The following is a 25,970-nucleotide window of genomic DNA, read 5'->3' as shown; positions in this document are numbered from 1 at the left end:
TTACATACGCTCCAGGGTTTCCAGGCCCAACAACTCCAGGCCTTGCTTGAGGGTCCGTCCAGCCAGTGCGGCCAGGCGCAGGCGACTCTGCTTCTGGGCTTCGTCGTCGGCGGTGAGGATCGGGCAGTTCTCGTAGAAGCTGGAGAACAACCCGGCTACTTCGTACAAATAGGTGCAAAGGATATGCGGCGTGCCTTTTTCGCCGACGCTGTTCAGCACTTCGCCGAACTGCGCCAGCTTGGCGGCCAGGTCCTGTTCATGGGGCGCGTCCAGCACGATCCGGCCTTCGACCTGGCTGAAGTCCTTGCCCAGTTTGCGGAACACACCGGCCACGCGGGTGTAGGCATACAGCAGGTACGGCGCGGTGTTGCCTTCGAAGTTGAGCATCAGGTCGAAGTTGAAGCTGTAGTCGCTGGTGCGGTGCTTGGACAGGTCGGCGTACTTCACCGCGCCGATGCCTACTACGCGGGCGATATTGCGCAAGTCGGCCTCTGCCAGCTCCGGGTTCTTTTCCTTCACCAGGTTGTAGGCCCGCTCCTGGGCTTCGTTAAGCAGGTCGATCAGCTTGACCGTGCCGCCATCGCGGGTCTTGAACGGTCGGCCGTCGGCGCCGTTCATGGTGCCGAAGCCCATGTGTTCCATGTGCATCGGGTGGGTGACGAACCCGGCGCGACGTGCCACCTCGAACACCTGTTGGAAGTGCAGGGCCTGGCGCTGGTCGACGAAGTACAGCGCACGGTCCGCCTTGAGCACGCCGCTGCGGTAGCGCACGGCCGCCAGGTCGGTGGTGGCGTACAGATAGCCGCCATCGGCCTTGACGATGATCACCGGCAGCGGCTCGCCGTCGGCGGTCTTGAATTCTTCGAGGAACACGCACTGCGCGCCGTTGCTCTCCACCAGCAAACCCTTGGCCTTGAGGTCGTTGACCACATTGATCAGGTCGTCGTTATAGGCGCTCTCGCCCATCACGTCGGCCATGGTCAACTTGACGTTGAGCAGCTCGTAGATTTCCTGGCAGTGGGACAGCGAGATATCGCGGAAGCGATTCCACAGGTCCAGGCATTCCTCGTCGCCGGCCTGCAGCTTGACCACCAGGCCACGGGCGCGATCGGCGAACGCTTCGGATTCGTCGAAGCGCTTCTTGGCGGCGCGGTAGAAGTTTTCCAGGTCCGACAGCTCATTGCTGGTGATCGGATTTTCCTGCAGGTAGGCCATCAGCATGCCGAACTGGGTACCCCAGTCGCCGACGTGGTTCTGGCGAATCACGGTGTCGCCGAGGAACTCCAGCACCCGTGCCACGCCGTCGCCGATGATGGTCGAGCGCAGGTGGCCGACGTGCATCTCTTTAGCCAGGTTGGGCGCCGACAGGTCGATGACCACGCGTTGGGTGTCGCCGGCCTTGCGCGCGCCGATACGGGCATCGGCCAGCGCGGCGTCCAGGCGCGAGGCCAGGGCCTGGGTGTTCTGGAAGATATTGATAAAGCCCGGGCCTGCGATCTCGGCCTTGCTCACCTGCGGGTCGGCGGGCAGGGCGGCGATGATTTTCTCCGCCAGGTCGCGCGGCTTCATGCCGGCCGGCTTGGCCAGCATCATCGCAATATTGCTGGCGAAGTCGCCGTGGGTCTTGTCACGGGTGTTCTCCACCTGGATCGCCGGCGTCAGGCCTTCAGGCAACACACCTTCGTTGACGAGTTGGGTGAGGGCTTGTTGGATCAGCTGGCGAATGGTGTCTTTCATGGTGTTCTCTTTCGACCGCAAGCGGCGGCGCGCGATGCGCAGGTGGAAAAACTGGGCATTATCCGTGGCGGGGGCGGGCTTGCCAACCTTCGCGGGACCTGTGGCCAGGCTTAATACAAATCTACCGGGTCTACGTCCAACGACCATCTCACCTGGCGACCGCTTGGCATTTGCTCCAGCGCAAGTAACCAGCTACTTAACAGGCGATGCAAGGGCGCACGTGACGTTGCTTGCAAAAGCAGTTGAGCACGATAACGTCCGGCGCGGCGTTCCATGGGCGCGGGCACCGGGCCGAGCAGTTCGATGCCGGTCAGACCCAGCTCGCCGAGCAAACGTTCGGCGGCGCTGCAGGCTTCATCTAGAAAACCTTCGGCCTGCCCGGGTTTATGAGCCTCGGCGCGCAGCAGCGCCAAGTGCGCGAATGGCGGCAGGCCGGCGGAACGACGCTCGCTCAGGGCCTGTTCGGCAAAGGCAAAATAACCTTGTTCGGTCAGCTGGATCAGCAACGGATGGTCGGCCAGGTGCGTCTGGATGATCACTCGCCCAGGCTCCTCGGCGCGTCCCGCGCGGCCGGCGACTTGCACGATCAACTGGGCCATGCGTTCGCTGGCACGGAAATCCCCGGAAAACAGGCCGCCGTCGGCGTCCAGGATCGACACCAGCGTCACCCGAGGGAAGTGATGACCCTTGGCGAGCATCTGCGTGCCCACGAGGATGCACGGCTGGCCCTTCTGGATCGTGGCGAACAGCTGGTTCATCGCGTCTTTGCGCGAGGTGCTGTCGCGGTCGACCCGCAGCACCGGGTAGTCAGGGAACAGAATGCCCAGGCGCTCCTCGGCGCGCTCGGTACCCGCGCCGACCGGTCGCAGGTCCACTTTGCCGCATTGCGGGCAGTGGCGTGGCACCCGTTCCACATGGCCGCAGTGATGGCAACGCAACTCGCCGTAGCGCTGATGCACGGTCATGCGCGCATCGCAGCGTTCGCACTCGGACATCCAGCCGCAGTCATGGCACAGCAGGGTGGGGGCAAACCCGCGGCGGTTGAGGAACACCAGCACCTGCTGGCCGGCGGCAAGGGTCTGGCCGATGGCTTGCTGCATCGGCCCGGAAATGCCGCTGTCCAGCGGGCGACTTTTCACGTCCAGCCGCAGGAAACGTGGTTGTTTGGCGCCACCGGCTCGCTCATTCAAGCGCAGGAGTCCGTAACGGCCGGTGTAGGCGTTGTGCAGGCTCTCCAGCGATGGCGTGGCCGAACCCAGCACAATCGGAATGTCTTCCTGGCGCGCGCGCACCAACGCCAGGTCGCGGGCGTGGTAGCGCAGGCCTTCCTGCTGTTTATAGGAGCCGTCGTGCTCCTCGTCGATGATGATCAGCCCAGGGTTTTTCATTGGCGTGAACAGCGCCGAACGGGTGCCGATAATGATATCGGCCTCGCCGTCCCGCGCCGCCAGCCAGGACTCCAGGCGCTCACGGTCGTTGACCGCCGAATGCACCAGGGCAATGCGTGCATTGAAGCGTTGTTCGAAGCGGGCCAGGGTTTGTGGGCCGAGGTTGATCTCCGGGATCAGCACCAGGGCTTGTTTGCCGGCCTGCAGGGTTTCACGGATCAGTTGCAGATAAACTTCGGTCTTGCCACTGCCGGTCACGCCGGCCAGCAGGAACGCATGGAAGCTGTCGAAGCCGGCGCGAATCGCTTCATAGGCGGCACGCTGCTCGGCATTCAACGGCAGTTCCGGCTGGGCCAGCCAGTGTTCGTGGCGGGCGTCGGGGGCATGCTTGCGGATTTCCACCTGCACCAGGCCTTTGGCGAGCAGCAGGTCGAGGCTGTCCTTGCTCAGCATTAGCTTGCTCAACAATTGATGCGCCACGCCATGGGGGTGTTGAGCCAGCGTCGCCAGGGCTTCACGCTGGCGCGGGGCGCGGGCGATGCGTGGGTCGTCCAGGCGCGCGCCGGGCACCGTCGACCAGAAACGTTCCTGGCGCGCCTCGGCCAGTTCGCCCTGGCGCAGCAGAACCGGCAGCGCCCAGCTCAAGGTATCGCCCAGGCTGTGCTGGTAATACTGCGCGGTCCACAGGCATAGCTTGAACAGCGCAGGCGGCAGCGGCGGGGTGGCGTCGAGGATCGCCACGGCCGGCTTGAGTTTCTCGGCCGGCACCTCGCTGTGGTCGGCCACTTCCACCAGGATCCCGATCATTTCCCGACGGCCGAACGGCACACGCACGCGCATCCCCGGCTGCAACTGCGCACGCAGCACGCCGGCCGGCGCACGGTAATCGAACAGGCGGCGCAGGGGCGAGGGCAGGGCGAGGCGCAAAATGGCGTCGGGCACGCGGGGAGTCTCTTATAAAGGCAGGCGGTGGCGCAGGGGCGCGAGCCTAGCAGAGGAGGGCGTTAATGGGTATGCCGTGGTTTTCTGATGAAAGGGGCTTTTCTGGCATAGGGGCCGCTTGCGCGATTACAAAGGTCTGGTAGAATCCGCGGCCTAATTACGTGCGGTATTCGACAATAGTGTCGAGTGGCGGCACGCTAGCCCGAGGAAGTCACCATGAAAGCCGATATCCATCCAGCGTACGAAACCATCGAAGTGACCTGCAGCTGCGGCAACAAGTTCGAAACTCGTTCGAACCTGTGCAAGCCACTGGGTACTGACGTATGCAACGAGTGCCACCCGTTCTACACCGGTAAGCAGAAAACTCTGGACACCGGCGGCCGTGTACAGCGCTTCGCAGATCGCTTTGGTGCTTTCGGCAAGAAGCCTGCTGCTACTCCAGCAGAGTAAGGTTCAAAAGCCTTATGGGCTTTTACCTGTGGTTGAAGAAGGCGTCCCTTGTGGGCGCCTTTTTTGTGCCTGGGATTTGGCTGTCGGCCGTTCAAGCGCAGGCCTTTTGCAGCGCGCCGGCGTCCTTGGTGCAGGTGCAGGTGCAGGTGGCGCGGGTGGTGGATGGCGACACCGTGCGTCTCAGCGATGGTCGCAGCGTGCGCATGATTGGCCTCAATGCGCCGGAAATCGGCCAGAAGGGGCGCCCTGACGAGCCGTTCGCTGTCGCCGCGCGCCAGCGTCTGCAGGCGTTGGTGCAGGCCAGTGGCGGGCGAGTCGGCCTGGTGCCGGGACGCGAGGCCAAGGATCGCTACGGGCGAACCCTGGCCCATCTATACGGCGCCGATGGCCGCAACCTGGAAGCGCAGTTGCTCGCCGACGGCCTGGGGTTTCAGGTCGCGGTCGCGCCGAATGTCGACCTGGTGACATGCCAGCAGGCTGCCGAAGCCAGCGCGCGCAATGCGCAAAAGGGGTTGTGGCGCCAATCGCCGGTGCGCACGGTGGCACACGTCAAACGTTCCGGATTCGCCGTGATCAGTGGGCAAGTTCGCGGTATCGAACGCAACCGTGGCGGAATCTGGATCGAGTTGCAGGGCTCATTGGTATTACGCATTGCGCCCGATCTGGCCGGGCACTTCGACAGTCGCCTGCTGAAGAATCTGCAGGGCGAGACCGTCGAGGCTCGAGGCTGGGTGCAGGATCGCGCCCGGCGCGGTGGCATTAAAACTCATCAGGCGCGTTGGTTATTGCCACTGACCGATCCCGGCATGCTGAAAGTGCATCGCTGATAAAAAATTGTAGACATTTTTTAAGTAGATTGTGAACAGTCAAGCCCTTGTATCCCGTGGCCTTAGACCAAAGTACGGCGCTTTGGGGCCTTGACACCGGTGACTGCCCAGTCTTGTAGGGACTTTGCGACACGCGTATCCTCGGCGGTCCGTCGACCAACAGTAAAAGCGGAATGCCGATATGTCTGATTTGAAAACTGCCGCTCTCGAATATCATGCCCATCCTCGTCCAGGAAAGCTGAGTGTAGAGCTCACCAAAGCCACCGCCACCGCCCGCGACCTGTCGCTGGCTTACAGCCCTGGCGTGGCCGAGCCCGTACGTGAAATCGCTCGCGACCCCGAGCTGGCGTACAAGTACACCGGCAAAGGCAACCTGGTTGCAGTAATTTCCGATGGCACCGCGATTCTCGGCCTGGGCAACCTCGGCCCATTGGCATCCAAGCCGGTCATGGAAGGTAAAGGCGTGCTGTTCAAGCGCTTTGCCGGCATCGACGTGTTCGACATCGAAGTCGATTCCGAAAGCCCGCAGGCCTTCATCGACACGGTCAAGCGCATTTCCATCACCTTCGGTGGCATCAACCTGGAAGACATCAAGGCGCCTGAGTGCTTCGAGATCGAAAAGGCCCTGATCGAACAGTGCGACATTCCGGTATTCCACGATGACCAGCACGGCACCGCGATCGTGACCGCGGCCGGCATGATCAATGCGCTGGAAATCGCCGGCAAAACCCTGGCTGACGCCAAGATCGTCTGCCTGGGTGCCGGTGCGGCGGCCATCTCCTGCATGAAGTTGATCGTCAGCATGGGCGCCAAGCTGGAAAACATCTACATGGTCGACAGCAAGGGCGTTATCCAGTCCGAGCGTACCGACCTGAACCAGTACAAGGCGATGTTTGCCCACCCGTCCTCCAAGCGCACCCTGGCTGACGCACTGAACGGCGCTGACGTATTTGTCGGCCTGTCCGGCCCGAACCTGCTGAGCGCCGAAGGCCTCAAGTCCATGGCAGCCAACCCGATCGTGTTCGCCTGCTCCAACCCGGACCCTGAAATCGCGCCGGAACTGGCTCACGCCACCCGCAGCGACGTGATCATGGCCACCGGCCGTTCGGACTACCCGAACCAGGTCAACAACGTATTGGGCTTCCCGTTCATCTTCCGTGGTGCCCTGGACGTTCGCGCCAAGCGCATCAACGAAGAAATGAAAGTAGCGGCCGCCAACGCCCTGCGTGAACTGGCCAAGCTGCCGGTGCCTCAGGACGTGTGCGACGCCTACGGTGGCGCCAAGCTGGAATTCGGACGTGAGTACATCATCCCGAAACCAATGGACAAGCGCCTGATCACCCTGATCTCCGACGCCGTGGCCAAGGCTGCGATCGAGACCGGTGTGGCGACCCTGCCGTATCCGAAGAACTACCCGCTGCAGAGCGTGGATGATGTGTTCAACGGCTAAGCCGTAGACCCATAAAAAAACCCGGCTCAGAACGCCGGGTTTTTTTATGGGGAAGTTTCAAGCTGCAAGCGACAAGTTCAAGAACGGCACATCGCAGCTCTTAACTTGCCGCTTGTAGCTGACAGCTTGCCGCTCTCTAAAAGAGATCGATCGGCGCGCCTTCATCCGCCGGCAGCGGGCTGCCTGGTACGACGCCGTTGCCCAGTTCGTTGACCGACGGCGGCGTGTCTTCGCTCTTGAACAGTTCGAAGTACGCATTCGGCGTGCTTGGCGAGGCCGCACGGCCACTCACCGGGTCGATCCTCAGGCTGAGGATGCCTTCCGGTTCCGGCTGGGTGTGCAGCGGCTTGTCCTTCAAGGCTGCGCCCATGTAGCTCATCCAGATCGGCAGCGCGACGGTGCCGCCGAACTCACGGCGACCGAGGCTTTCCGGTTGGTCATAGCCGGTCCACACCGTGGTGACGTAGTCGCCGTTGTAGCCGGAGAACCAGGCGTCCTTGGATTCGTTGGTGGTACCGGTCTTGCCCGCGATATCCGCGCGGCCCAGGGCCAGGGCGCGGCGGCCGGTGCCCTTCTTGATCACATCTTCCAGGATGCTGTTGAGGATGTAGGTGGTACGGCCATCCACCACGCGCTCGGCCACAGCCGGTGCCTGCGGTTCGCTGGGGGCGCTGGGGTTGGCGGCTGCCGGAGTCGTGCCGGGTGTTGGCTCGATGGTGATGCCGCCGTGGCTCGGCGCGGCCAGGCCGTCAGTGGCCGCCACACCGTTGACCACATCGCCCGGAACGCGTGGCGGGTTGGCGGTGAAGAGGGTGTCGCCGTTGCGGCTTTCGATCTTGTCGATCAGGTACGGCGTGATCTTGTAGCCGCCGTTGGCAAAGGTGCTCCAGCCGGTGGCGATTTCCATCGGCGTGAGGGTGGCGGTGCCGAGCGCCAGCGACAGGTTCGGCGGCAGGTCTGACTTGTTGAAGCCAAAGCGCGTGATGTAGTCGATGGTCTTGCCGACGCCCATGGCCTGCAGCAGGCGGATCGACACAAGGTTGCGCGACTTGTACAGCGCTTCACGGATACGGATCGGACCGAGGAAGGTGTTGGTGTCGTTCTTCGGGCGCCAGACCTTGTCCAGGTACTCGTCGACAAACACGATTGGCGCATCGTTGACCAGGCTGGCAGCCGTGTAGCCGTTATCCAGCGCGGCGCTGTAGATGAACGGTTTGAAACTCGAACCCGGTTGGCGCTTGGCCTGGGTGGCGCGGTTGTAGTTGCTCTGTTCGAACGCGAAGCCGCCGACCAGGGCACGAATCGCACCGTTCTGCGGGTCCAGCGATACCAGCGCGCCCTGGGCCAATGGCACCTGGCTGAATTTCAGGCTGTCGTCCTTCTGGCGTTGCACACGGATCAGGTCGCCCACCTGCGCGACGTCCGATGGCTGCTTGGGCATGGCGCCCATGCTGTTGGTATTCAGGAAAGGGCGCGCCCATTTCATGCTGTCCCAGGCCACATGGGCTTCGCCGGTACGGGTGAGCACTTGCAGGCCGTCTTTCTTGACCTGGGTGACAATGGCCGGCTCCAGGCCGCTGATCGGGCGCTGTTTACCCAACTCTGCGGTCCAGGCGCTCAGGGTCTTGCCTGGCAGGCGTGATTCTGGACCGCGGTAGCCGTGACGCTGGTCGTAGGCAACCAACCCGGAATGCACCGAATCGTTGGCAATTTCCTGCAAATCGCTCGGAACGGTAGTGGTCACGCGAAAGCCTTCGGTGTAGGCGTCGCTGCCGTAGCGACCGACCATCTCGGCGCGGGCCATTTCGGCGATATACGGTGCATTCACTTCCGGCGTCGGCACGTGATAGCTGGCATTCAGCGGCTCGGCCACGGCGCTTTCGTAAGCACTCTGGGAAATCTTGCCCAGCTTGTACATGCGTCCCAGGATCCAGTCGCGACGCTCTTTGCTGCGTGCCGGGTTGGCCAGGGGGTTGAAGCGCGACGGAGCCTTGGGCAGACCGGCGATCATGGCCATCTGCGCCAGGCTGGCGTCGCGGATGGACTTGCCGTAGTACACCTGGGACGCGGCTTCGATGCCGTAGGCGCGGTTGCCCAGGTAGATCTTGTTCACGTACAGCTCGAGGATCTCGTCCTTGGTCAGCTGGCGCTCGATCTGCAGGGCCAGGAGGATCTCGGTGGCCTTGCGTGAAAAACTGCGCTCGCTGGTGAGGAAGAAGTTCTTCGCCACCTGCATGGTGATGGTGCTGCCGCCGGATTGAATATGTCCGCTTTTTACCAACTGTGTCGCGGCGCGCACCAGGCTGCTGGGGTCGACGCCATAGTGGTTGGCAAAATTATCGTCCTCGGCCGACAGCAGGGCGCTGATGAAATTGGGCGGAATGTCGGCAAAACGGATCGGTGTGCGGCGCATTTCGCCGAACTCCGCGATCAGTTTTTCATCGCTGCTGTAGACCCGCAGAGGAATCTGCAACTGGATACTTCTGAGGGCCTCTACCGACGGTAAACCCGGACTAAGGTAGAGATACGCCCCGCTGAGCACGAGCAGGAGCCCGCAGACGATGGCGACAATGGAGTACCCGAAAAACTTCAGCAGACGAATCAAGGCTTTTGGATTTCCAGAGAAAAGAATGGGTTAGGCGTCGGGGCATGCATGGCGAACGATGGATCAACCCGAGCTGCAGATAAAAGCGGGAAAAAACGCTGGGCATTAAAGCATTTTCGGCCTGGGGCGTCATTCGCGCCTCTGCAACAAGGCGACCGAATGCACGGTGTCAGGCAACCAGGCGGTATGACAGGGAAAGTTTTGGGGAGTTTTATGAGAAAAGGATTATTCAGGCGAAAAGTCGACACCTTGCTGGGCATCGATATCAACGACACGGCCATCAGGCTCGTCGAGTTGCGGCTCGATCCCGCTGGTTACAGCGTCGCAGGGTATGCCATCCAAGGGTTGCCCGCCCGGGCGGTGGTGGAGGGCGCTTTTTTGGACCTCGAAGGCATCGGGCAAGCCCTGCGCGCGGCGCTGCCCAGGGTTCAGGCAACGTCCAGGCGCGCTGCAGTGGCGGTGTCGGGCCCATCGGTCCTCACGCGATTGATCGAGCTGGAGGCCGGGCTCGCGGAGGAAGAGATGGCGGGGGTGGTCGAGAGGGAGGCAGAGCAGTACATTCCATACCCGTTGGATGACATGGCCTTCGACTTTCAAGTCCAGGGGCGCTCGGCTGCTGACCCGACACGGGTCGAGGTATTGCTGGCGGCGTGCCTGAAGGAACATGTGGAGGCCCGGGAGGCCGTTCTGGCCATGGCTGGGCTGGTGCCGGCGGTGGTCGATGTTGAAGCGTTTGCAATGGCGCGCGCGAGCAGTCAGGATTTCGCCAGCTTCACGTCGGGCCATCGAGTCGATGGTGCACAATGGGCCATGGATGCCCAAGGAATGGGAATCGCCTGCGGACTGGCCCTGAGGAGTTTCGCTTGAAGACACGTATCAATCTTTTGCCCTGGCGCCAGGCTCGGGCCGAGCGGCGACGCCGCTACTTTATGGTGTTGATGCTGGTGTTCGTCTGCGTGGCGTTGGTGGTTGTGTGGCTGGCGGACCAGGTCATTGACCAGGCCATAGATCGGCAGGTGACGCGTAATAATCACCTGGACAAAGATCTCGCTCTTCAGGATTCCAGCATCAAGACCCTTGACGACCTGGAGGCGCAAAGCCAGCAATTGGCCGAGCGTATGAAGATCGTGCAGGACTTGCACAATGGTCGCTCTTCCGGCGCCCAGTTACTGGACCAACTGGCGCGTGCGGTGCCGGATGGGGTGCATCTGCATGAAGTAGTGGCCAAAGGCGATACGGTGAGTATTCGCGGCAGTGCCGAATCCAGCCAGGACATCGCCCAACTGATGCGCCGGCTGGAGGTGTCGCAAGGCGTCCACACAGCGCGCCTGCAGCACGTGCGCACCGAAGGTGCGAGCGGTGATAACGAATTTCAATTGATGGTGCGCCAGGGAGAATCCTCCGAGGCCCAGCCATGAGCCTGCCCAGGCTCGAACTCGGCGCACTCTCTTACCACGCTGCAAAATGGCCCTTGCCTGGCAAGCTCTTGCTTGGCTGCGTCCTGGCCGGTGCAGTGCTGGCTGTGGGTGAATGGATGCTCTTGAGTCCTGCACGGGCTCGGTTGCATCAGGCACAGACGCAGGAGGGGATTCTTCGCCAGCAACTCGCGCAGCAGAGCGCCGTAGCGGCCAGCCGTGACGTGCGTGCGCGGCAGCTCCAGGCGATGCAGGCCGACGCCGATGCGCTGTTACGGCTGTTGCCCGGCGGGTCCGAAATGCCCGGCCTGCTGGAGGATATCGCGCGGTTGGCGCTGGCCAATGGCGTGTTAGTCGAAAGGGTGGCTCCGCAGGAAGAACAGCCGGCGCCGCTGTATACCGCGCGACCGGTGCAGATCGGCGTCACGGGTGCCTATCACGATCTGGCCATGTTTATGAGCGCCGTTGAAGGGCTTTCGCGACTTACCACGGTGCATGAGATGGACGTGCAGCGTGAGGGCCGATTATTGCGCCTCGATCTGCTGGTCAAGACGTACCGGCGTGATCAGGCCGCCGTTGGGGCTCCGGTGCGTGAGCGACCACTGCCACAAGGCGCATCCTTCGTCTATCAAGGGGCCGGTTTGCGCGATCCGTTCCAGCCGTCGACCTTGCAGGTTGAGCATAGGCCTGGGCGGCGTGCGCCTGCGCCGGATCTGGAGCGGCCCAGAGGCCCTCTGGAGCGCGAGGCGCTGGAACGCTTCCAGATGGTCGGCACGCTCGCGCGTGGCGCGCAGACCTTTGCGCTGTTGCGCGTGGCGACCGATGTGTATCGCCTGGCGCTGGGCGATTATCTCGGGCCGGACCACGGGCGCGTTACGGCTATTCATGACAGCCATATTGAAGTGGTCGAGCTGTTTCCCGATAAACAGGGTGCGTGGCTGGAGCGCCCCAGAACCCTCGTGTTGAACGTCAACTCATAACGGAATCGAACAAATGAAAAGGACTTTCTCGTCCTTCGGTGTGGCGCTATGGATAGCGTTCACAGCACCGATGGCTGCCGCTGTGCCCAACCGTATAGATCTTATTCAACTGCCGCCGCCGGGTGGGGCCATGGCGGGTGCCTACAGCGGCGACAAGCTCACGCTCAACTTCCAGAACATAGAGCTGCGCGCGGTATTGCAGCAGATTGCCGATGTGGCCGGCCTTAACCTGGTCGCCAGCGATGACGTCCAGGGTTCGATCACACTGCGCCTCAAAGATGTGCCCTGGGATCAGGCGCTGGAGCTGGTGTTACAGACCAAGGGGTTGGATAAGCGCATTCACGCCGGCGTATTGCTGGTAGCGCCCGCCGAGGAATTGGCAGCCCGCGAACTGCTGACGCTGGAGTCGCGCAGGCAGATAGCCAACCTCACACCGCTGCGGCGGGAGCTGTTGCAGGTCAATTATGCCAAGGCAGCCGATCTGGCCAGGCTGTTCCAGTCGGTGACCGGCCTTGAAGGGGCCACCGACGAACGCGGTTCGGTGGCGGTGGATGAGCGCACCAACAACATCATCGCCTATCAGACCGGCGAGCGGCTCGACGAGCTGCGGCGCATCGTGGCGCAGTTGGATATCCCCGTGCGGCAGGTCATGATCGAAGCGCGGATCGTGGAGGCCAACGTCGATTACGACAAAAGCCTGGGAGCACGCTGGGGCGGACGGCTCAATCGCGGCAACTGGCAGGCCGGTGGCATTCCAAAGCCCCTGCCCGATGGCGTAGAACCGCCGGAAAATCCGCCTGGCTCACCGTTTGTCGACCTCGGCGCAATAGCCGGCGCGTCCGGCCTGGGTGTGGCTTACATCACCGACAATGTGCTGCTGGACCTGGAACTGACGGCCATGGAAAAGACCGGCAACGGCGAGATCGTTTCCCAGCCCAAGGTCGTGACCTCCGACAAGGAGACCGCGCGCATCCTTAAGGGCACCGAGATTCCGTACCAGGAGTCCAGCTCCAGTGGCGCCACGTCGGTGTCGTTCAAGGAGGCCTCGCTGTCGTTGGAAGTGACCCCTCAGATCACCCCTGATGACCGGGTGATCATGGAAGTGAAAGTCACCAAGGATGAGCCGGACTACCTCAACAGGCTCAACGACGTACCACCGATCAAGAAAAACGAGGTCAACGCCAAGGTGCTGGTCAAGGATGGCGAGACCATTGTGATCGGCGGAGTTTTCTCCAATACCCAAAGCAAAGTGGTAGATAAAGTGCCATTTTTGGGCGATGTGCCGTATCTTGGCCGCCTTTTCCGGCGCGATGTGCTGGCGGAGAAAAAATCCGAGCTGCTGGTATTCCTGACTCCGCGTATTATGAATAACCAGGCGATTGCTGTGAGTCGTTGATTCTGTGCGAAATTTGATTCTTGTGGGACCGATGGGGGCTGGAAAAAGCACCATCGGCCGTTTGCTGGCCAAAGAGCTGCGCCTGCCGTTCAAAGACTCCGATAAGGAAATTGAATTGCGCACGGGTGCCAATATCCCGTGGATCTTCGATAAAGAAGGCGAACTGGGCTTTCGCGACCGCGAGCAGGCAATGATTGCTGAATTATGCGGCTGCGATGGCGTGGTATTGGCCACCGGCGGTGGCGCAGTGATGCGCGATGAAAACCGCCGTGCGCTGCATGCCGGTGGTCGGGTGGTTTACCTGCATGCATCGGTCGAGCAGCAGGTCGGTCGGACTGCGCGCGATCGCAATCGCCCATTGCTGCGCACCGCCGATCCGGCGAAAACCCTGCGCGATCTACTGACGCTGCGCGATCCGCTGTATCGGGAAATTGCCGATCTGGTGGTGGAAACCGATGAGCGGCCGCCACGTATGGTGGTGCTCGACATTCTTGAGCGCCTGCAACGGCTGCCTCCCCGTTAAAGCCAGGGGCGAAATGCGCTATTCTCGGCGTCGCGCCATCGCCCTGCGGGTTGTGGCGTAGAGCCATCAGGCAGCGTCGTATCCTGACGTTACCGGTCGTCAATTCATCTCTCACGCGGGGACACATGCAGACACTTAAGGTCGATCTAGGCGAGCGCAGCTACCCGATCCACATTGGCGAGGGCCTGTTGGACCAGCCCGAGTTGCTCGCACCGCACATTGCCGGGCGGCAAGTGGCGATCATCTCCAACGAAACGGTCGCGCCGCTGTATCTTGAGCGTCTGAGCCGCAGCCTTGCGGCCTACTCGGTGATTTCGGTAATACTGCCCGACGGCGAAGCCCACAAGAACTGGCAAACCCTGCAACTGATTTTCGATGGCCTGCTGACCGCGCGCCATGACCGGCGTACCACGGTGGTGGCCCTCGGAGGCGGCGTTATCGGCGATATGGCTGGTTTCGCCGCTGCCTGCTACCAGCGCGGTGTGGACTTTATCCAGGTGCCGACCACCCTGCTGTCCCAGGTCGATTCGTCGGTGGGCGGTAAGACCGGCATCAACCATCCGCTGGGCAAGAACATGGTCGGTGCGTTCTATCAGCCCAATGCCGTGTTGATCGACACCGCTACCCTTAACACGCTGCCGCCGCGTGAGCTGTCGGCGGGCCTGGCGGAAGTCATCAAGTATGGATTGATCTGCGATGAGCCTTTCCTGACTTGGCTGGAGGAGCACATGGACGCCTTGCGCGGCCTCGATCAGGTGGCGCTCACCGAAGCGATTTCCCGCTCCTGCGCCGCCAAGGCCCTGGTGGTCAATGCCGACGAGCGTGAGTCCGGCGTGCGGGCCACGTTGAATCTGGGTCACACCTTCGGGCATGCGATCGAAACCCACATGGGCTATGGTGTGTGGTTGCATGGCGAGGCCGTGGCGGCTGGCACGGTGATGGCTATGGACATGTCGCACCGGCTTGGCTGGATCAGCGCCCAGGAGCGGGATCGCGGTATTCGCCTGTTTCAGCGGGCCGGTCTGCCGGTCGTTCCGCCGCAGGAGATGACCGAGGCGGATTTCCTCGAACATATGGCAATAGACAAGAAAGTGATCGACGGTCGACTGCGACTGGTGCTGCTGCGCCACATGGGCGAAGCGGTGGTGACCGACGATTATCCGAGAGAGATTTTACAGGCCACGCTGGGAGCGGATTACCGCGCCCTGGCCCAGCTTAAAGGTTAACAGGATCACCATGACTAGTTTGCATGCCGACGAGGCGTTCCTCGGCCATTACCAGTTAAGCCACGACCCTTTTGCTCCACGGGTGCCGGGTTTCAAATTCTTCCCGGCCCAGCGCAAGCCGGTGCTGGGGCAGCTTCACCATCTCGCGCGCTACAGCCAGTTGCTGCTGGTCGTCACGGGCCCCTTGGGCAGCGGCAAGACGTTGCTGCGCCAGGCCCTGGTTGCCAGTACCAACAAGCAATCGGTACAGAGCGTGGTGGTGTCGGCCCGCGGCGCCGCTGATGCGGCGGGTGTGCTGAGCCAGGTGGCCCAGGCGCTGGATGTGGCCACCGCCGAGCCGAGCGCGATCCTCAAGCAGGTGGTGCAGTTGGGCTTGACCGGCCAGGAGGTCTACCTGCTGGTGGACGATGCCGAGCAGCTCGACGAATCGGCCCTGGAAGCCCTGCTGGCGTTAGCTGCGGGTACGCCGGAAGGTCGCCCCCATGTGTTCCTGTTTGGTGAGTCTTCGCTGATCGCCGACCTTGAGCAGATCAGTGGCGATCAGGAACTGTTCCACGTCATCGAACTGCAGCCGTATGAAGAGGAAGAAACCCGCGAATACCTGGCTCAACGCCTCGAAGGCGCAGGGGCGGGCATCGAACTTTTCTCCGCTGCGCAGATCTCTGATATTCACGACAGCGCAGGCGGCTGGCCTGGCACCATCAACCAGGTTGCCCGCGATGCGATGATCGAAGCCATGATTGCCAGCCGCTCAGCGGTCAAGCGTCCAAAGATGGGGTTCACTATGCCTAAGAAGCACGTACTGGCCATTTCCGCAGTGGTCGTGGTTGCCGTTGCCGCCGCCTGGTTGATCCCAGGCCGCAACAAGGCTCCCACCCCTGCTGGCGCGCCTGCCGAACAGGCGCAGTTGCCACTGGGCAAACCCACACCGAATGTCGAATTCGCCAACTCCGGTCAGCCGACCAACCTGCCGATGGTCGGTCAGCCTGTGATGCGCGGCCCGCTCGCCGAAGAAGCCGGTGGCATTTCCGAAGGCGACGACGGCGTGCCGGTGGAAGGCTCCAGCGCCACGCCGCCGACCGTAACCACCACCGCGCCGCCTGCGGGCGTACCGGCCGGCCAGCCCGCTGCCAAGCCGACGCCTGCCCCAACGCCGGCACCGACCGTCGCAACCGCCAAACCTGCACCGGTCACCAAGCCTGTGGTCGCAGCGCCTGCGCCAGCCCCTGCGGCCAAGCCGGCCCCGGCCGCCAAGCCCGCTGAAAAACCCGCCACCACCGTGGCCAAGGCAGGCGCCGCCGGCAGCAGTTGGTACGCCAGCCAGCCGAGCGGTAACTTCGTGGTGCAGATCCTCGGCACCAGCTCCGAAGCCAATGCTCAGGCGTTCGTGAAAGAGCAGGGCGGCGAGTACCGTTATTTCAAGAAAGTGCTCAACGGCAAGCCTCTCTATGTGATCACCTACGGCAACTTCTCCAGCCGTGCAGCCGCTGATTCCGCTATCAAGGCCTTGCCAGCGAAGGTTCAGGCTGGTAAACCTTGGCCTCGCACTGTTGCCAGCGTTCAACAAGAACTCGCAACAACTCGCTGAAGATCCGGCGGCCTTACCCAGGCCGCCCTCCCGGCACCTCAAAAAAATCGCATGGCGTGCAGTCTCCAGGGACCGCGCGCTTTGTGGTGTCTGCGTCACGGTAGCTTTTGAGTCGTAGCGGTCAGAATTAAAAAAGTTTTGACTAGCACAGCATATCGCTTTAAACCTTTCATAAATGCGACATAGATTTGCGACATTTCGTCGCTAAATTTGTGAGCGTCTGTGTCGGTGTGTACAATGACCTCCCTTTTGCCCCCGCTAAGCCGGCGAACGTTCGGCGTGGAAGGTAACCGGTTGAATTGAAAAGAAATTTGCCTCGGTATAAGAGGCAGCCTGGTGAGAAAGTGTCTATGAAAGCAGGTCTGTACCAACCCGATGAATTCAAGGATAACTGCGGATTCGGCCTGATAGCCCATATGCAGGGCGAGCCCAGTCATACCCTTCTGCAAACGGCCATCGAGGCCCTGACCTGCATGACCCACCGCGGTGGGATCAACGCCGACGGCAAGACCGGTGACGGTTGCGGCTTGCTGATTCAAAAGCCCGACCAGTTCCTGCGCGCTGTCGCCAAGGAGCATTTCGCGGTCGACCTGCCCAAGCAGTACGCCGTGGGCATGGTGTTTTTCAACCAGGACCCGGTCAAAGCCGAAGCCGCTCGCGAGAACATGAACCGCGAGATCGTCGCCGCCGGCCTGCAACTTGTCGGCTGGCGCAAAGTGCCGATCGACACCAGCGTGCTCGGCCGTCTGGCCCATGAGCGCCTGCCGCAGATCGAACAGGTGTTCATCGCCGGTGAAGGCCTGAGCGACCAGGACATGGCGATCAAGCTGTTCACCTCCCGTCGTCGCTCGTCCGTGGCCAACGCCGCCGACACTGACCACTACATCTGCAGCTTTTCCCACAAGACCATCATTTATAAAGGCCTGATGATGCCGGCGGACCTCACCGCCTTCTATCCAGACCTGAGCGATGAGCGCCTGCAGACCGCAATCTGCGTGTTCCACCAGCGCTTCTCCACCAACACCCTGCCGAAATGGCCGCTGGCCCAGCCGTTTCGCTTCCTCGCCCACAATGGCGAGATCAACACCATCACCGGCAACCGCAACTGGGCCGTGGCCCGTCGCACCAAATTCGCCAATGACCTGATGGACCTGGAAGAGCTCGGCCCGCTGGTCAACCGCGTGGGCTCCGACTCCTCCAGCATGGACAACATGCTCGAACTGATGGTCACCGGCGGCATCGACCTGTTCCGTGGCGTGCGCATGATCATTCCGCCAGCGTGGCAGAACGTCGAGACCATGGACCCGGACCTGCGTGCATTCTACGAGTACAACTCGATGCACATGGAGCCGTGGGACGGCCCGGCCGGCGTGGTCATGACCGACGGCCGCTACGCGGTGTGCCTGCTTGACCGGAACGGTCTGCGCCCGGCGCGTTGGGTCACCACCACCAACGGCTTTATCACCCTGGCGTCGGAAATCGGCGTATGGGACTACAAGCCTGAAGACGTGATCGCCAAAGGCCGCGTCGGCCCTGGCCAGATCCTGGCCGTGGACACCGAAACCGGGCAGATCCTCGACACCGACGCCATCGACAACCGCTTGAAGTCGCGTCACCCGTACAAACAATGGCTGCGCAAGAACGCCCTGCGCATCCAGGCGACCATGGAAGACAACGACCACGGTTCGGCCTTCTACGACATCGACCAGCTCAAGCAGTACATGAAGATGTATCAGGTCACGTTCGAAGAGCGCGACCAGGTGCTGCGTCCGCTCGGCGAGCAAGGCTACGAGGCGGTCGGCTCCATGGGCGACGACACGCCGATGGCCGTCTTGTCCCAGCGCGTGCGCACGCCGTACGACTACTTCCGCCAGCAATTCGCCCAGGTGACCAACCCACCGATCGACCCGCTGCGCGAAGCTATCGTGATGTCCCTGGAAGTGTGCCTCGGTGCCGAGCGCAACATCTTCCAGGAGTCGCCTGAGCACGCCTCTCGGGTGATCCTCAGCTCGCCGGTCATCTCCCCGGCCAAGTGGCGTTCGTTGATGAACCTGGAGCGCCCAGGCTTCGACCGTCAGATCATCGACCTGAACTATGACGAGAGCCTCGGCCTTGAAGCCGCAGTGCGCAACGTCGCCGACCAGGCCGAAGAAGCCGTGCGCGCCGGGCGTACCCAGATCGTGCTGACCGACCGTCATATTGCGCCGGGCAAGCTGCCGATCCATGCCTCGCTGGCTACCGGTGCCGTGCACCACCGCCTGACCGAAAAAGGCCTGCGCTGCGATTCCAACATCCTCGTGGAAACCGCCACCGCCCGCGACCCGCATCACTTTGCGGTGCTGATCGGCTTCGGCGCCTCGGCGGTGTACCCGTTCCTCGCCTATGAAGTGCTGGGTGACCTGATCCGTACCGGTGAAGTACTGGGCGACCTCTACGAGGTGTTCAAGAACTACCGCAAGGGCATCACCAAGGGCCTGCTGAAGATCCTGTCGAAGATGGGCATCTCCACCGTCACCTCCTACCGTGGCGCGCAGTTGTTCGAAGCCATCGGTCTGTCGGAAGAAGTGTGCGATTTGAGCTTCCGTGGCGTGCCGAGCCGTATCAAGGGCGCGCGGTTCGTCGACATCGAAGCCGAGCAGAAAGCCCTGGCGGCCGAAGCCTGGAGCGCGCGCAAGCCGATCCAGCAAGGCGGCCTGCTCAAGTTTGTGCACGGTGGCGAGTATCACGCGTACAACCCGGACGTGGTCAGCACCCTGCAAGCCGCCGTGCAGCAGGGCGACTACGCCAAGTTCAAGCAATACACGAGTCTGGTGGATAACCGCCCGGTATCGATGATCCGTGACTTGCTCAAGGTCAAGACCTTGGACACGCCGATGGACATCAGCGAAGTCGAGCCGCTGGAATCGATCCTCAAGCGTTTCGACTCTGCGGGTATTTCCCTGGGCGCCTTGTCGCCCGAGGCCCACGAAGCCCTGGCCGAAGCCATGAACCGCCTGGGCGCGCGCTCCAACTCCGGCGAAGGCGGTGAAGACCCGGCGCGCTACGGCACTATCAAGAGTTCGAAAATCAAGCAGGTCGCGACTGGTCGTTTCGGCGTCACCCCGGAATACCTGGTCAACGCCGAAGTGCTGCAGATCAAGGTAGCCCAGGGCGCCAAGCCCGGTGAGGGCGGCCAACTGCCGGGCGGCAAGGTCAACGGTCTGATCGCCAAGCTGCGTTATGCGGTCCCGGGCGTGACCCTGATCTCGCCACCGCCGCACCACGACATCTACTCGATCGAAGATTTGTCGCAGCTGATTTTCGACCTCAAACAAGTCAACCCGCAGGCGCTGGTCTCGGTGAAACTGGTCGCGGAAGCCGGCGTAGGTACCATCGCCGCCGGTGTGGCCAAGGCCTATGCCGACCTGATCACCATCTCCGGTTACGACGGCGGCACCGGCGCATCGCCGCTGACCTCCATCAAATACGCCGGCGCGCCGTGGGAGCTCGGCCTGGCCGAGACCCACCAGACCCTGCGCGGCAACGACCTGCGCGGCAAGGTCCGTGTGCAAACCGACGGCGGCCTGAAAACCGGTCTTGACGTGATCAAGGCGGCAATCCTCGGCGCCGAGAGCTTCGGCTTCGGCACCGCGCCGATGATCGCCCTGGGCTGCAAATACCTGCGCATCTGCCACCTGAACAACTGCGCCACCGGCGTCGCCACTCAGAACGAGAAGCTGCGCAAGGATCACTACATCGGTACCGTCGACATGGTGGTGAATTTCTTCACCTACGTCGCCGAAGAAACCCGTGAGTGGCTGGCCAAGCTGGGCGTGCGCTCGCTGGAAGAGCTGATCGGTCGTACCGACCTGCTGGACATCCTTGAAGGCCAGACCGCCAAGCAACAGCACCTGGACCTCACGCCGCTGCTGGGCAGCGATCACATCCCGGCAGACAAGCCGCAATTCTGCCAGGTGGACCGCAACCCACCGTTCGACAAAGGCCTGCTGGCCGAGAAAATGGTCGAGATGGCCAGCTCCTCGATCAACGACGCCAGCGGTGGCGAATTCGCCCTGGACATCTGCAACTGCGACCGTTCCATCGGCGCACGCATCTCCGGCGAAATTGCGCGCAAGCACGGCAACCAGGGCATGGCGAAGGCGCCGATCACGTTCCGCTTCAAGGGCACCGCTGGCCAGAGCTTCGGCGTATGGAACGCCGGTGGCCTGAACATGTACCTCGAAGGCGACGCCAACGACTACGTGGGCAAGGGCATGACCGGCGGCAAGCTGGTGATCGTTCCGCCTACAGGCAGCGTCTACAAGACCCAGGACAGTGCCATTATCGGCAACACCTGCTTGTACGGCGCCACGGGCGGCAAGCTGTTCGCCGCCGGTACGGCCGGTGAGCGTTTTGCCGTGCGTAACTCCGGTGCCCACACCGTGGTTGAAGGCACGGGCGATCACTGCTGCGAGTACATGACCGGTGGTTTTGTCGCGGTGCTGGGCAAGACCGGCTACAACTTCGGTTCGGGCATGACCGGCGGTTTCGCCTACGTGCTCGACCAGGACAACACCTTCGTCGACCGGGTCAACCACGAGTTGGTCGAGATCCAGCGCATCAGCGGCGAAGCCATGGAATCCTACCGGAACCACTTGCAGCACGTGCTGGACGAGTACGTCGAAGAGACCGGCAGCGAATGGGGTCGCAACCTCGCCGAGAATCTCGATGATTACTTGCGTCGTTTCTGGCTGGTCAAGCCCAAGGCTGCCAACCTGAAATCGTTGCTTTCCAGCATCCGTGCCAACCCGCAGTGATATGCGCCTGAAGAGTTTGATGAGGTTTTAACATGGCTGAACGTCTGAATAACGACTTCCAGTTCATCGATGTCGGGCGCAAAGATCCGAAGAAGAAACTGTTGCGTCAACGCAAGAAAGAGTTCGTGGAAATCTACGAACCCTTTAAACCCCAGCACTCGGCCGAACAGGCACACCGTTGCCTGGGCTGCGGTAACCCGTATTGCGAATGGAAGTGCCCGGTGCACAACTTCATTCCCAACTGGCTGAAGTTGGTGGCCGAGGGCAACATCCTCGCCGCCGCCGAGCTGTCGCACCAGACCAACACTCTGCCGGAAGTGTGCGGCCGGGTGTGCCCACAGGATCGTCTGTGCGAGGGTGCCTGCACCCTTAACGACGGTTTCGGTGCGGTGACCATCGGTTCGGTTGAGAAGTACATCACCGACACGGCGTTCGCCATGGGCTGGCGCCCGGACATGTCCAAGGTCAAGCCGACCGGCAAGCGCGTGGCGATCATTGGCGCAGGCCCTGCCGGCCTGGGCTGCGCCGACGTGCTGGTGCGTGGCGGCGTGACCCCGGTGGTATTCGACAAGAACCCGGAAATCGGCGGCCTGCTGACCTTCGGTATCCCCGAGTTCAAGCTGGAAAAAACCGTCCTGAGCCATCGTCGCGAAGTCTTCACCGGCATGGGTATCGAGTTCCGCCTCAATACCGAAATCGGCAAGGACGTGACCATGGAGCAACTGCTCGAAGAATACGATGCCGTGTTCATGGGCATGGGCACCTATACCTACATGAAGGGCGGTTTTGCCGGTGAGGACCTGCCGGGCGTGTACGACGCTCTGGACTTCCTGATCGCCAACGTCAACCGCAACCTGGGTTTCGAAAAGTCGCCGGAAGATTTTGTCGACATGAAAGGCAAGAAGGTCGTGGTGCTGGGCGGTGGTGACACCGCGATGGACTGCAACCGTACGTCGATTCGCCAGGGTGCCAAGTCGGTGACCTGTGCCTACCGTCGTGACGAAGCCAACATGCCGGGTTCGCGCAAAGAGGTGAAGAACGCCAAGGAAGAGGGGGTGAAATTCCTCTACAACCGCCAGCCGATCGCGATTGTCGGTGAAGATCGCGTCGAAGGCGTCAAGGTGGTCGAGACCCGTCTCGGCGCACCGGATGCCCGTGGCCGTCGCAGCCCCGAGCCGATCCCGGGCTCCGAAGAGATCATCCCGGCCGACGCCGTGGTCATCGCATTCGGTTTCCGTCCAAGCCCGGCGCCGTGGTTCGAGCAGTTCCAGATCCAGACCGACAGCCAGGGCCGCGTCGTCGCGCCGGAACAGGGCCAGTACAAGCACCAGACCAGCAACCCGAAAATCTTCGCCGGTGGCGATATGGTGCGCGGTTCCGACCTGGTGGTAACCGCGATCTTCGAAGGCCGTAATGCGGCTGAAGGGATCCTGGATTACCTGTGCGTCTGATGACGTAGCGGCAAGTTTCAAGCGGCAAGCGGCAAGTTAAAAGCACAACGGCTTCAACTTGCCGCTTGTAGCTTGCCGCTTGCCGCTGTCTTTTGAGACCATACCCGCACTTTTTTTGCGGATGCCGACATGACTGCCCTCAAGAACGACCGTTTCCTGCGTGCCCTGCTCAAGCAGCCTGTAGACGTCACTCCCGTGTGGATGATGCGTCAAGCCGGTCGCTACCTGCCGGAATACCGCGCCAGCCGCGCCCACGCCGGCGACTTCATGAGCTTGTGCATGAACCCTGCGTTCGCCTGCGAAGTCACGATGCAGCCGCTGGACCGCTACCCACAACTGGATGCGGCCATTCTGTTCTCCGATATCCTCACCATCCCCGATGCCATGGGCCAGGGCCTGTACTTCGAGACCGGTGAAGGTCCACGTTTCCGCAAAGTCGTCAGCACCCTGGCCGACATCGAGGCCCTGCCGATTCCCGATCCGCACAAGGACCTGGGCTACGTGATGGACGCCGTCAGCACCATCCGCCGCGAGCTCAACGGGCGCGTGCCGCTGATCGGCTTCTCCGGCAGCCCGTGGACCCTGGCCACCTACATGGTCGAAGGCGGTTCATCGAAAGACTTCCGCAAGACCAAAGCCATGCTCTACGACAACCCACAAGCCATGCACCTGCTGCTAGACAAGCTGGCCCAGTCGGTGACCGCGTACCTCAACGGCCAGATCATGGCCGGTGCGCAAGCCGTACAGATCTTCGATACCTGGGGCGGCAACCTGTCGGCAGCGGCGTACCAGGAATTCTCCCTGGCCTACATGCGCAAGATCGTCAGCGGCCTGATCCGTGAACACGAAGGCCGCAAGGTGCCGGTGATTCTGTTCACCAAGGGGGGGGGCCTGTGGCTGGAAAGCATCGCCGATGCCGGTGCGGACGCCCTGGGCCTGGATTGGACCTGCGATATCGGCGAGGCCCGCCGTCGCGTCGGCAGCCAAGTCGCGCTGCAAGGCAACATGGACCCGACCGTGCTGTACGCCAAGCCGGAAGCGATTCGCGCCGAAGTCGGGCGCATCCTGGCCAGTTATGGCAACGGCACCGGACACGTGTTCAACCTCGGCCATGGCATCACCCCGGAAGTGAATCCAGACCACGCCGGGGCGTTCCTGCAAGCTGTGCACGAATTGTCCGCGCAATATCACCAGTAACATCCCGCCCCAAGCGAGCCGCCCCCTGCCTGGCAGAGGGCGGCTCGCTGCGCTTCAGCGTTCGTTAAGTCCTGCCTTGATAGTCTGCAGAGGTTGGGATTTCTCCTACAGCCTCTGGTAACTCGCCTCGGTAAAAATCCTACCCGACGTTTCCACTCGCCAGCGATTGGCGTTCATTGTCAGGTGCTATCAGGATGAACACTTCAGCGTATTCAACGGGCCAGAAACTGCTGCATTGGGTTTCGGCCGTCATCATTATGTGGTCTTTGTTATCCGGTTTTGCCGTGGCCGTCTTCAGCGTGCCGGCGTCGGTAAAGGCATGGGTCGCGTTCTTCAATGTGTCGTTGACCACCCTCTATATTCCGGTTTTTGCCTTGCGGGTGTACTGCTCCTTCGGCCATGGCCTGGATTTTTCCATCAAGCGCACGTTGCAGGAATACATGGCGTTGCTGGTGCATAAGGCCATGTACCTGGTGCTGGCCGTGGTGCTGGCGACGGGCGTACTAATGATGGATCGACCGATCAATATCTTTAACCTGGCCTTCATTGCGCCATTTGAAACCGACCCTGCGCGTATCGCCCTCTATACCCGCGTACACGTGCTGTCCTGCGTGGCGCTGTTGTTGATGCTGGTGCTGCACATCGGCGCGGTGGTCCTGCATGAACGTCGCGGCAAGCGGGTGATGGCGCGGATGTCGTTCGCGGCGGCCGCTCCTCAGGCCGAGGCCAGCGGTGGCAGCTTTGCCAGCTTCAACGCCACCAGCAAGGCGCCGATCAACAGCGCGACGATAAAACCGCCAATGCCATGCCATCCGCCAAAGTGCCAGAAGAACCCGCCCGCCGTGCCGGCAATACTCGACCCGGCGTAGTAGCAGAACAGGTACAGCGACGATGCTTGCCCTTTGGCTTTCACCGCACGGCGGCCGATCCAGCTGCTGGCCACCGAGTGGGCGCCGAAAAACCCGAAAGTGAACACCAGCATGCCCGGAACGATCAGCCACAACGGTGTGAACAGGGTCAGGGCCATGCCCGCCAGCATCACCAGGATGGTGGCCCACAGCACGCGCCGGCGGCCGAGGCGGTCGGCCAGCGAACCGATCCTGGCCGAGCTGTAGATGCCCGAGAGGTAGACCAGCGATAACAGGCCCACCCACGCCTGGCTCAGATCGTAAGGGGCGGCGAGCAGGCGATAACCGATGTAGTTGAACAAGGTCACGAACGCACCCATCAGCAGGAACGCTTCCAGAAACAGCCACGGCAGCCCGGCATCCTTGAAGTGCATGACAAACCCGTCCAGCAGGCTGCGCGGCCTCAGGCTGCGAGGGCGGAAATTGCGCGATTCGGGAAGGATTTTCCAGAACACCGTCGCGGCAACCAGCGCCAGGGCGCCGATGATCAGCATCCCGGTGTGCCAACTGACGAAATCGATCAGTACTCCCATGATCAGGCGCCCGCTCATGCCGCCGATGGCGTTGCCGCCGATATACAGGCCCATGGCCAGACCGATGTGTTGAGGGTGGATCTCTTCGCTCAAGTACGTCATGGCCACGGCCGCCAAGCCACTGAGCGCCAGCCCCACCAACGCACGCATAAACAGGATGCCTTCCCAGGAAGGCATCAGGCCGCTGGCGATGGTGGCAAGCGCGGCACAGAACAACGCGGCCACCATCACCGGTTTACGCCCCAGGGTGTCTGAAATCGGACCGGTGATCAGCAACCCCAGCGCCAGCATCGCCGTGGAAACCGAGAGGACCAGGCTGCTCTGCGCCGCGTTGATGGAAAACTCATGGGACAGCGCCGGCATCATCGGCTGTACGCAATACAGCAGGGCAAACGTGGCGAAGCCGCCGGAGAACAGCGCGAGCACCGTGCGCATGAACAGCGGCGTGCCTTTTTCGATGTACTCGTCGTTAAGTTGCGCCACCACCTCATCCAGAGCGGTGGGCGGGGCATCTTGAGTGAGTGGCGCGACAGCAGGTTTCACAGAGACCTCGGGGCG

General features: G+C 62.0%; 16 protein-coding genes and 2 pseudogenes. 14 read left to right on the top strand and 4 right to left on the bottom strand.

The window, feature by feature from the left end; translation table 11 throughout:
• Positions 1 to 1,737, bottom strand: coding sequence for an arginine--tRNA ligase (gene argS / locus OSC50_RS22695; RefSeq protein WP_253510052.1), 1,737 nt, complete (start codon positions 1,735 to 1,737; stop codon positions 1 to 3).
• A gap of 110 nt (positions 1,738 to 1,847) precedes the next feature.
• Positions 1,848 to 4,067 (bottom strand): primosomal protein N', encoded by a 2,220-nt coding sequence (locus tag OSC50_RS22690; protein WP_253510053.1) that lies wholly within the window; start codon positions 4,065 to 4,067, stop codon positions 1,848 to 1,850.
• Positions 4,068 to 4,283: 216 nt separating this feature from the next.
• On the opposite strand from OSC50_RS22690, the gene rpmE reads away from it, so the two are divergent.
• From rpmE to OSC50_RS22675, 3 genes are all read left to right on the top strand, one after another.
• Complete coding sequence (gene rpmE, locus OSC50_RS22685) at positions 4,284 to 4,517, top strand: 50S ribosomal protein L31 (protein ID WP_005784030.1); 234 nt, start codon at positions 4,284 to 4,286, stop codon at positions 4,515 to 4,517.
• 14 nt (positions 4,518 to 4,531) lie between these two features.
• Positions 4,532 to 5,344, top strand: coding sequence for a thermonuclease family protein (locus tag OSC50_RS22680; RefSeq protein WP_266245546.1), 813 nt, complete (start codon positions 4,532 to 4,534; stop codon positions 5,342 to 5,344).
• A gap of 181 nt (positions 5,345 to 5,525) precedes the next feature.
• Positions 5,526 to 6,794, top strand: coding sequence for a malic enzyme-like NAD(P)-binding protein (locus tag OSC50_RS22675; protein ID WP_181080348.1), 1,269 nt, complete (start codon positions 5,526 to 5,528; stop codon positions 6,792 to 6,794).
• A gap of 136 nt (positions 6,795 to 6,930) precedes the next feature.
• Here OSC50_RS22675 and OSC50_RS22670 read toward each other — a convergent pair whose 3' ends face one another.
• Positions 6,931 to 9,396 carry a penicillin-binding protein 1A gene (locus tag OSC50_RS22670; protein WP_409567517.1) on the bottom strand — a complete coding sequence of 822 codons (2,466 nt, stop codon included), beginning with the start codon at positions 9,394 to 9,396 and terminating at the stop codon, positions 6,931 to 6,933.
• Between the two features lie 216 nt (positions 9,397 to 9,612).
• On the opposite strand from OSC50_RS22670, the gene pilM reads away from it, so the two are divergent.
• From pilM to OSC50_RS22615, 11 genes and pseudogenes are all read left to right on the top strand, one after another.
• Positions 9,613 to 10,266, top strand: coding sequence for a type IV pilus biogenesis protein PilM (gene pilM, locus OSC50_RS22665; protein ID WP_266245549.1), 654 nt, complete (start codon positions 9,613 to 9,615; stop codon positions 10,264 to 10,266).
• Positions 10,263 to 10,817: a PilN domain-containing protein gene (locus tag OSC50_RS22660; RefSeq protein ID WP_253510060.1), complete on the top strand. Its 555-nt coding sequence runs from the start codon at positions 10,263 to 10,265 to the stop codon at positions 10,815 to 10,817. The genes pilM and OSC50_RS22660 overlap by 4 nt, the downstream gene beginning before the upstream one ends.
• Entirely contained in the window at positions 10,814 to 11,794 is a 981-nt protein-coding gene (locus OSC50_RS22655; RefSeq protein ID WP_266245551.1) for a pilus assembly protein PilP, read from the top strand. The genes OSC50_RS22660 and OSC50_RS22655 overlap by 4 nt, the downstream gene beginning before the upstream one ends.
• Positions 11,795 to 11,933: 139 nt before the next feature.
• Positions 11,934 to 13,190, top strand: a pseudogene (locus OSC50_RS22650) (type IV pilus secretin PilQ); the annotation flags it as partial.
• Positions 13,191 to 13,194: 4 nt separating this feature from the next.
• Positions 13,195 to 13,713, top strand: coding sequence for a shikimate kinase AroK (gene aroK, locus OSC50_RS22645; protein ID WP_034105907.1), 519 nt, complete (start codon positions 13,195 to 13,197; stop codon positions 13,711 to 13,713).
• 125 nt (positions 13,714 to 13,838) lie between these two features.
• The gene (gene aroB, locus OSC50_RS22640) at positions 13,839 to 14,939 is read left to right on the top strand and encodes a 3-dehydroquinate synthase (protein ID WP_253510064.1); all 1,101 of its coding nucleotides are present in this window, start codon (positions 13,839 to 13,841) and stop codon (positions 14,937 to 14,939) included.
• Between the two features lie 10 nt (positions 14,940 to 14,949).
• On the top strand, positions 14,950 to 16,527 hold the full coding sequence (locus tag OSC50_RS22635) for an SPOR domain-containing protein (protein WP_181080354.1): 1,578 nt from the start codon (positions 14,950 to 14,952) through the stop codon (positions 16,525 to 16,527).
• 350 nt (positions 16,528 to 16,877) lie between these two features.
• On the top strand, positions 16,878 to 21,323 hold the full coding sequence (gltB, locus tag OSC50_RS22630) for a glutamate synthase large subunit (RefSeq protein WP_266245554.1): 4,446 nt from the start codon (positions 16,878 to 16,880) through the stop codon (positions 21,321 to 21,323).
• Positions 21,324 to 21,355: 32 nt separating this feature from the next.
• A complete protein-coding gene (locus tag OSC50_RS22625) occupies positions 21,356 to 22,774 on the top strand; it encodes an FAD-dependent oxidoreductase (protein ID WP_181080356.1) in 1,419 nt (472 codons plus the stop codon).
• 129 nt (positions 22,775 to 22,903) lie between these two features.
• Positions 22,904 to 23,971, top strand: a complete 1,068-nt coding sequence (hemE, locus tag OSC50_RS22620; RefSeq protein WP_266245556.1) for a uroporphyrinogen decarboxylase — start codon at positions 22,904 to 22,906, stop codon at positions 23,969 to 23,971.
• A gap of 194 nt (positions 23,972 to 24,165) precedes the next feature.
• Positions 24,166 to 24,654, top strand: a pseudogene (locus tag OSC50_RS22615) (cytochrome b/b6 domain-containing protein); the annotation flags it as partial.
• Positions 24,655 to 24,686: 32 nt separating this feature from the next.
• On the opposite strand, the gene OSC50_RS22610 reads toward OSC50_RS22615, so the two are convergent.
• Positions 24,687 to 25,955 carry an MFS transporter gene (locus OSC50_RS22610; protein ID WP_266245558.1) on the bottom strand — a complete coding sequence of 423 codons (1,269 nt, stop codon included), beginning with the start codon at positions 25,953 to 25,955 and terminating at the stop codon, positions 24,687 to 24,689.
• Between the last annotated feature and the right edge of the window lie 15 nt (positions 25,956 to 25,970).

The sequence above is a fragment of the Pseudomonas quebecensis genome (assembly GCF_026410085.1).
Taxonomy (GTDB): domain Bacteria; phylum Pseudomonadota; class Gammaproteobacteria; order Pseudomonadales; family Pseudomonadaceae; genus Aquipseudomonas; species Aquipseudomonas quebecensis.
Note: the sequence above shows the minus strand (reverse complement) of the source record. Positions and strands in the feature narration are given on the sequence as shown.

Bases quoted from the DNA above. Each gene is read 5' to 3' on its own strand.
- argS (WP_253510052.1), bottom strand. From the start codon at position 1,737: ATGAAAGACACCATTCGCCAGCTGATCCAACAAGCCCTCACCCAACTC.
- rpmE (WP_005784030.1), top strand. From the start codon at position 4,284: ATGAAAGCCGATATCCATCCAGCGTACGAAACCATCGAAGTGACCTGC.
- OSC50_RS22680 (WP_266245546.1), top strand. From the start codon at position 4,532: ATGGGCTTTTACCTGTGGTTGAAGAAGGCGTCCCTTGTGGGCGCCTTT.
- OSC50_RS22675 (WP_181080348.1), top strand. From the start codon at position 5,526: ATGTCTGATTTGAAAACTGCCGCTCTCGAATATCATGCCCATCCTCGT.
- pilM (WP_266245549.1), top strand. From the start codon at position 9,613: ATGAGAAAAGGATTATTCAGGCGAAAAGTCGACACCTTGCTGGGCATC.
- OSC50_RS22655 (WP_266245551.1), top strand. From the start codon at position 10,814: ATGAGCCTGCCCAGGCTCGAACTCGGCGCACTCTCTTACCACGCTGCA.
- aroB (WP_253510064.1), top strand. From the start codon at position 13,839: ATGCAGACACTTAAGGTCGATCTAGGCGAGCGCAGCTACCCGATCCAC.
- OSC50_RS22635 (WP_181080354.1), top strand. From the start codon at position 14,950: ATGACTAGTTTGCATGCCGACGAGGCGTTCCTCGGCCATTACCAGTTA.
- gltB (WP_266245554.1), top strand. From the start codon at position 16,878: ATGAAAGCAGGTCTGTACCAACCCGATGAATTCAAGGATAACTGCGGA.
- OSC50_RS22625 (WP_181080356.1), top strand. From the start codon at position 21,356: ATGGCTGAACGTCTGAATAACGACTTCCAGTTCATCGATGTCGGGCGC.
- hemE (WP_266245556.1), top strand. From the start codon at position 22,904: ATGACTGCCCTCAAGAACGACCGTTTCCTGCGTGCCCTGCTCAAGCAG.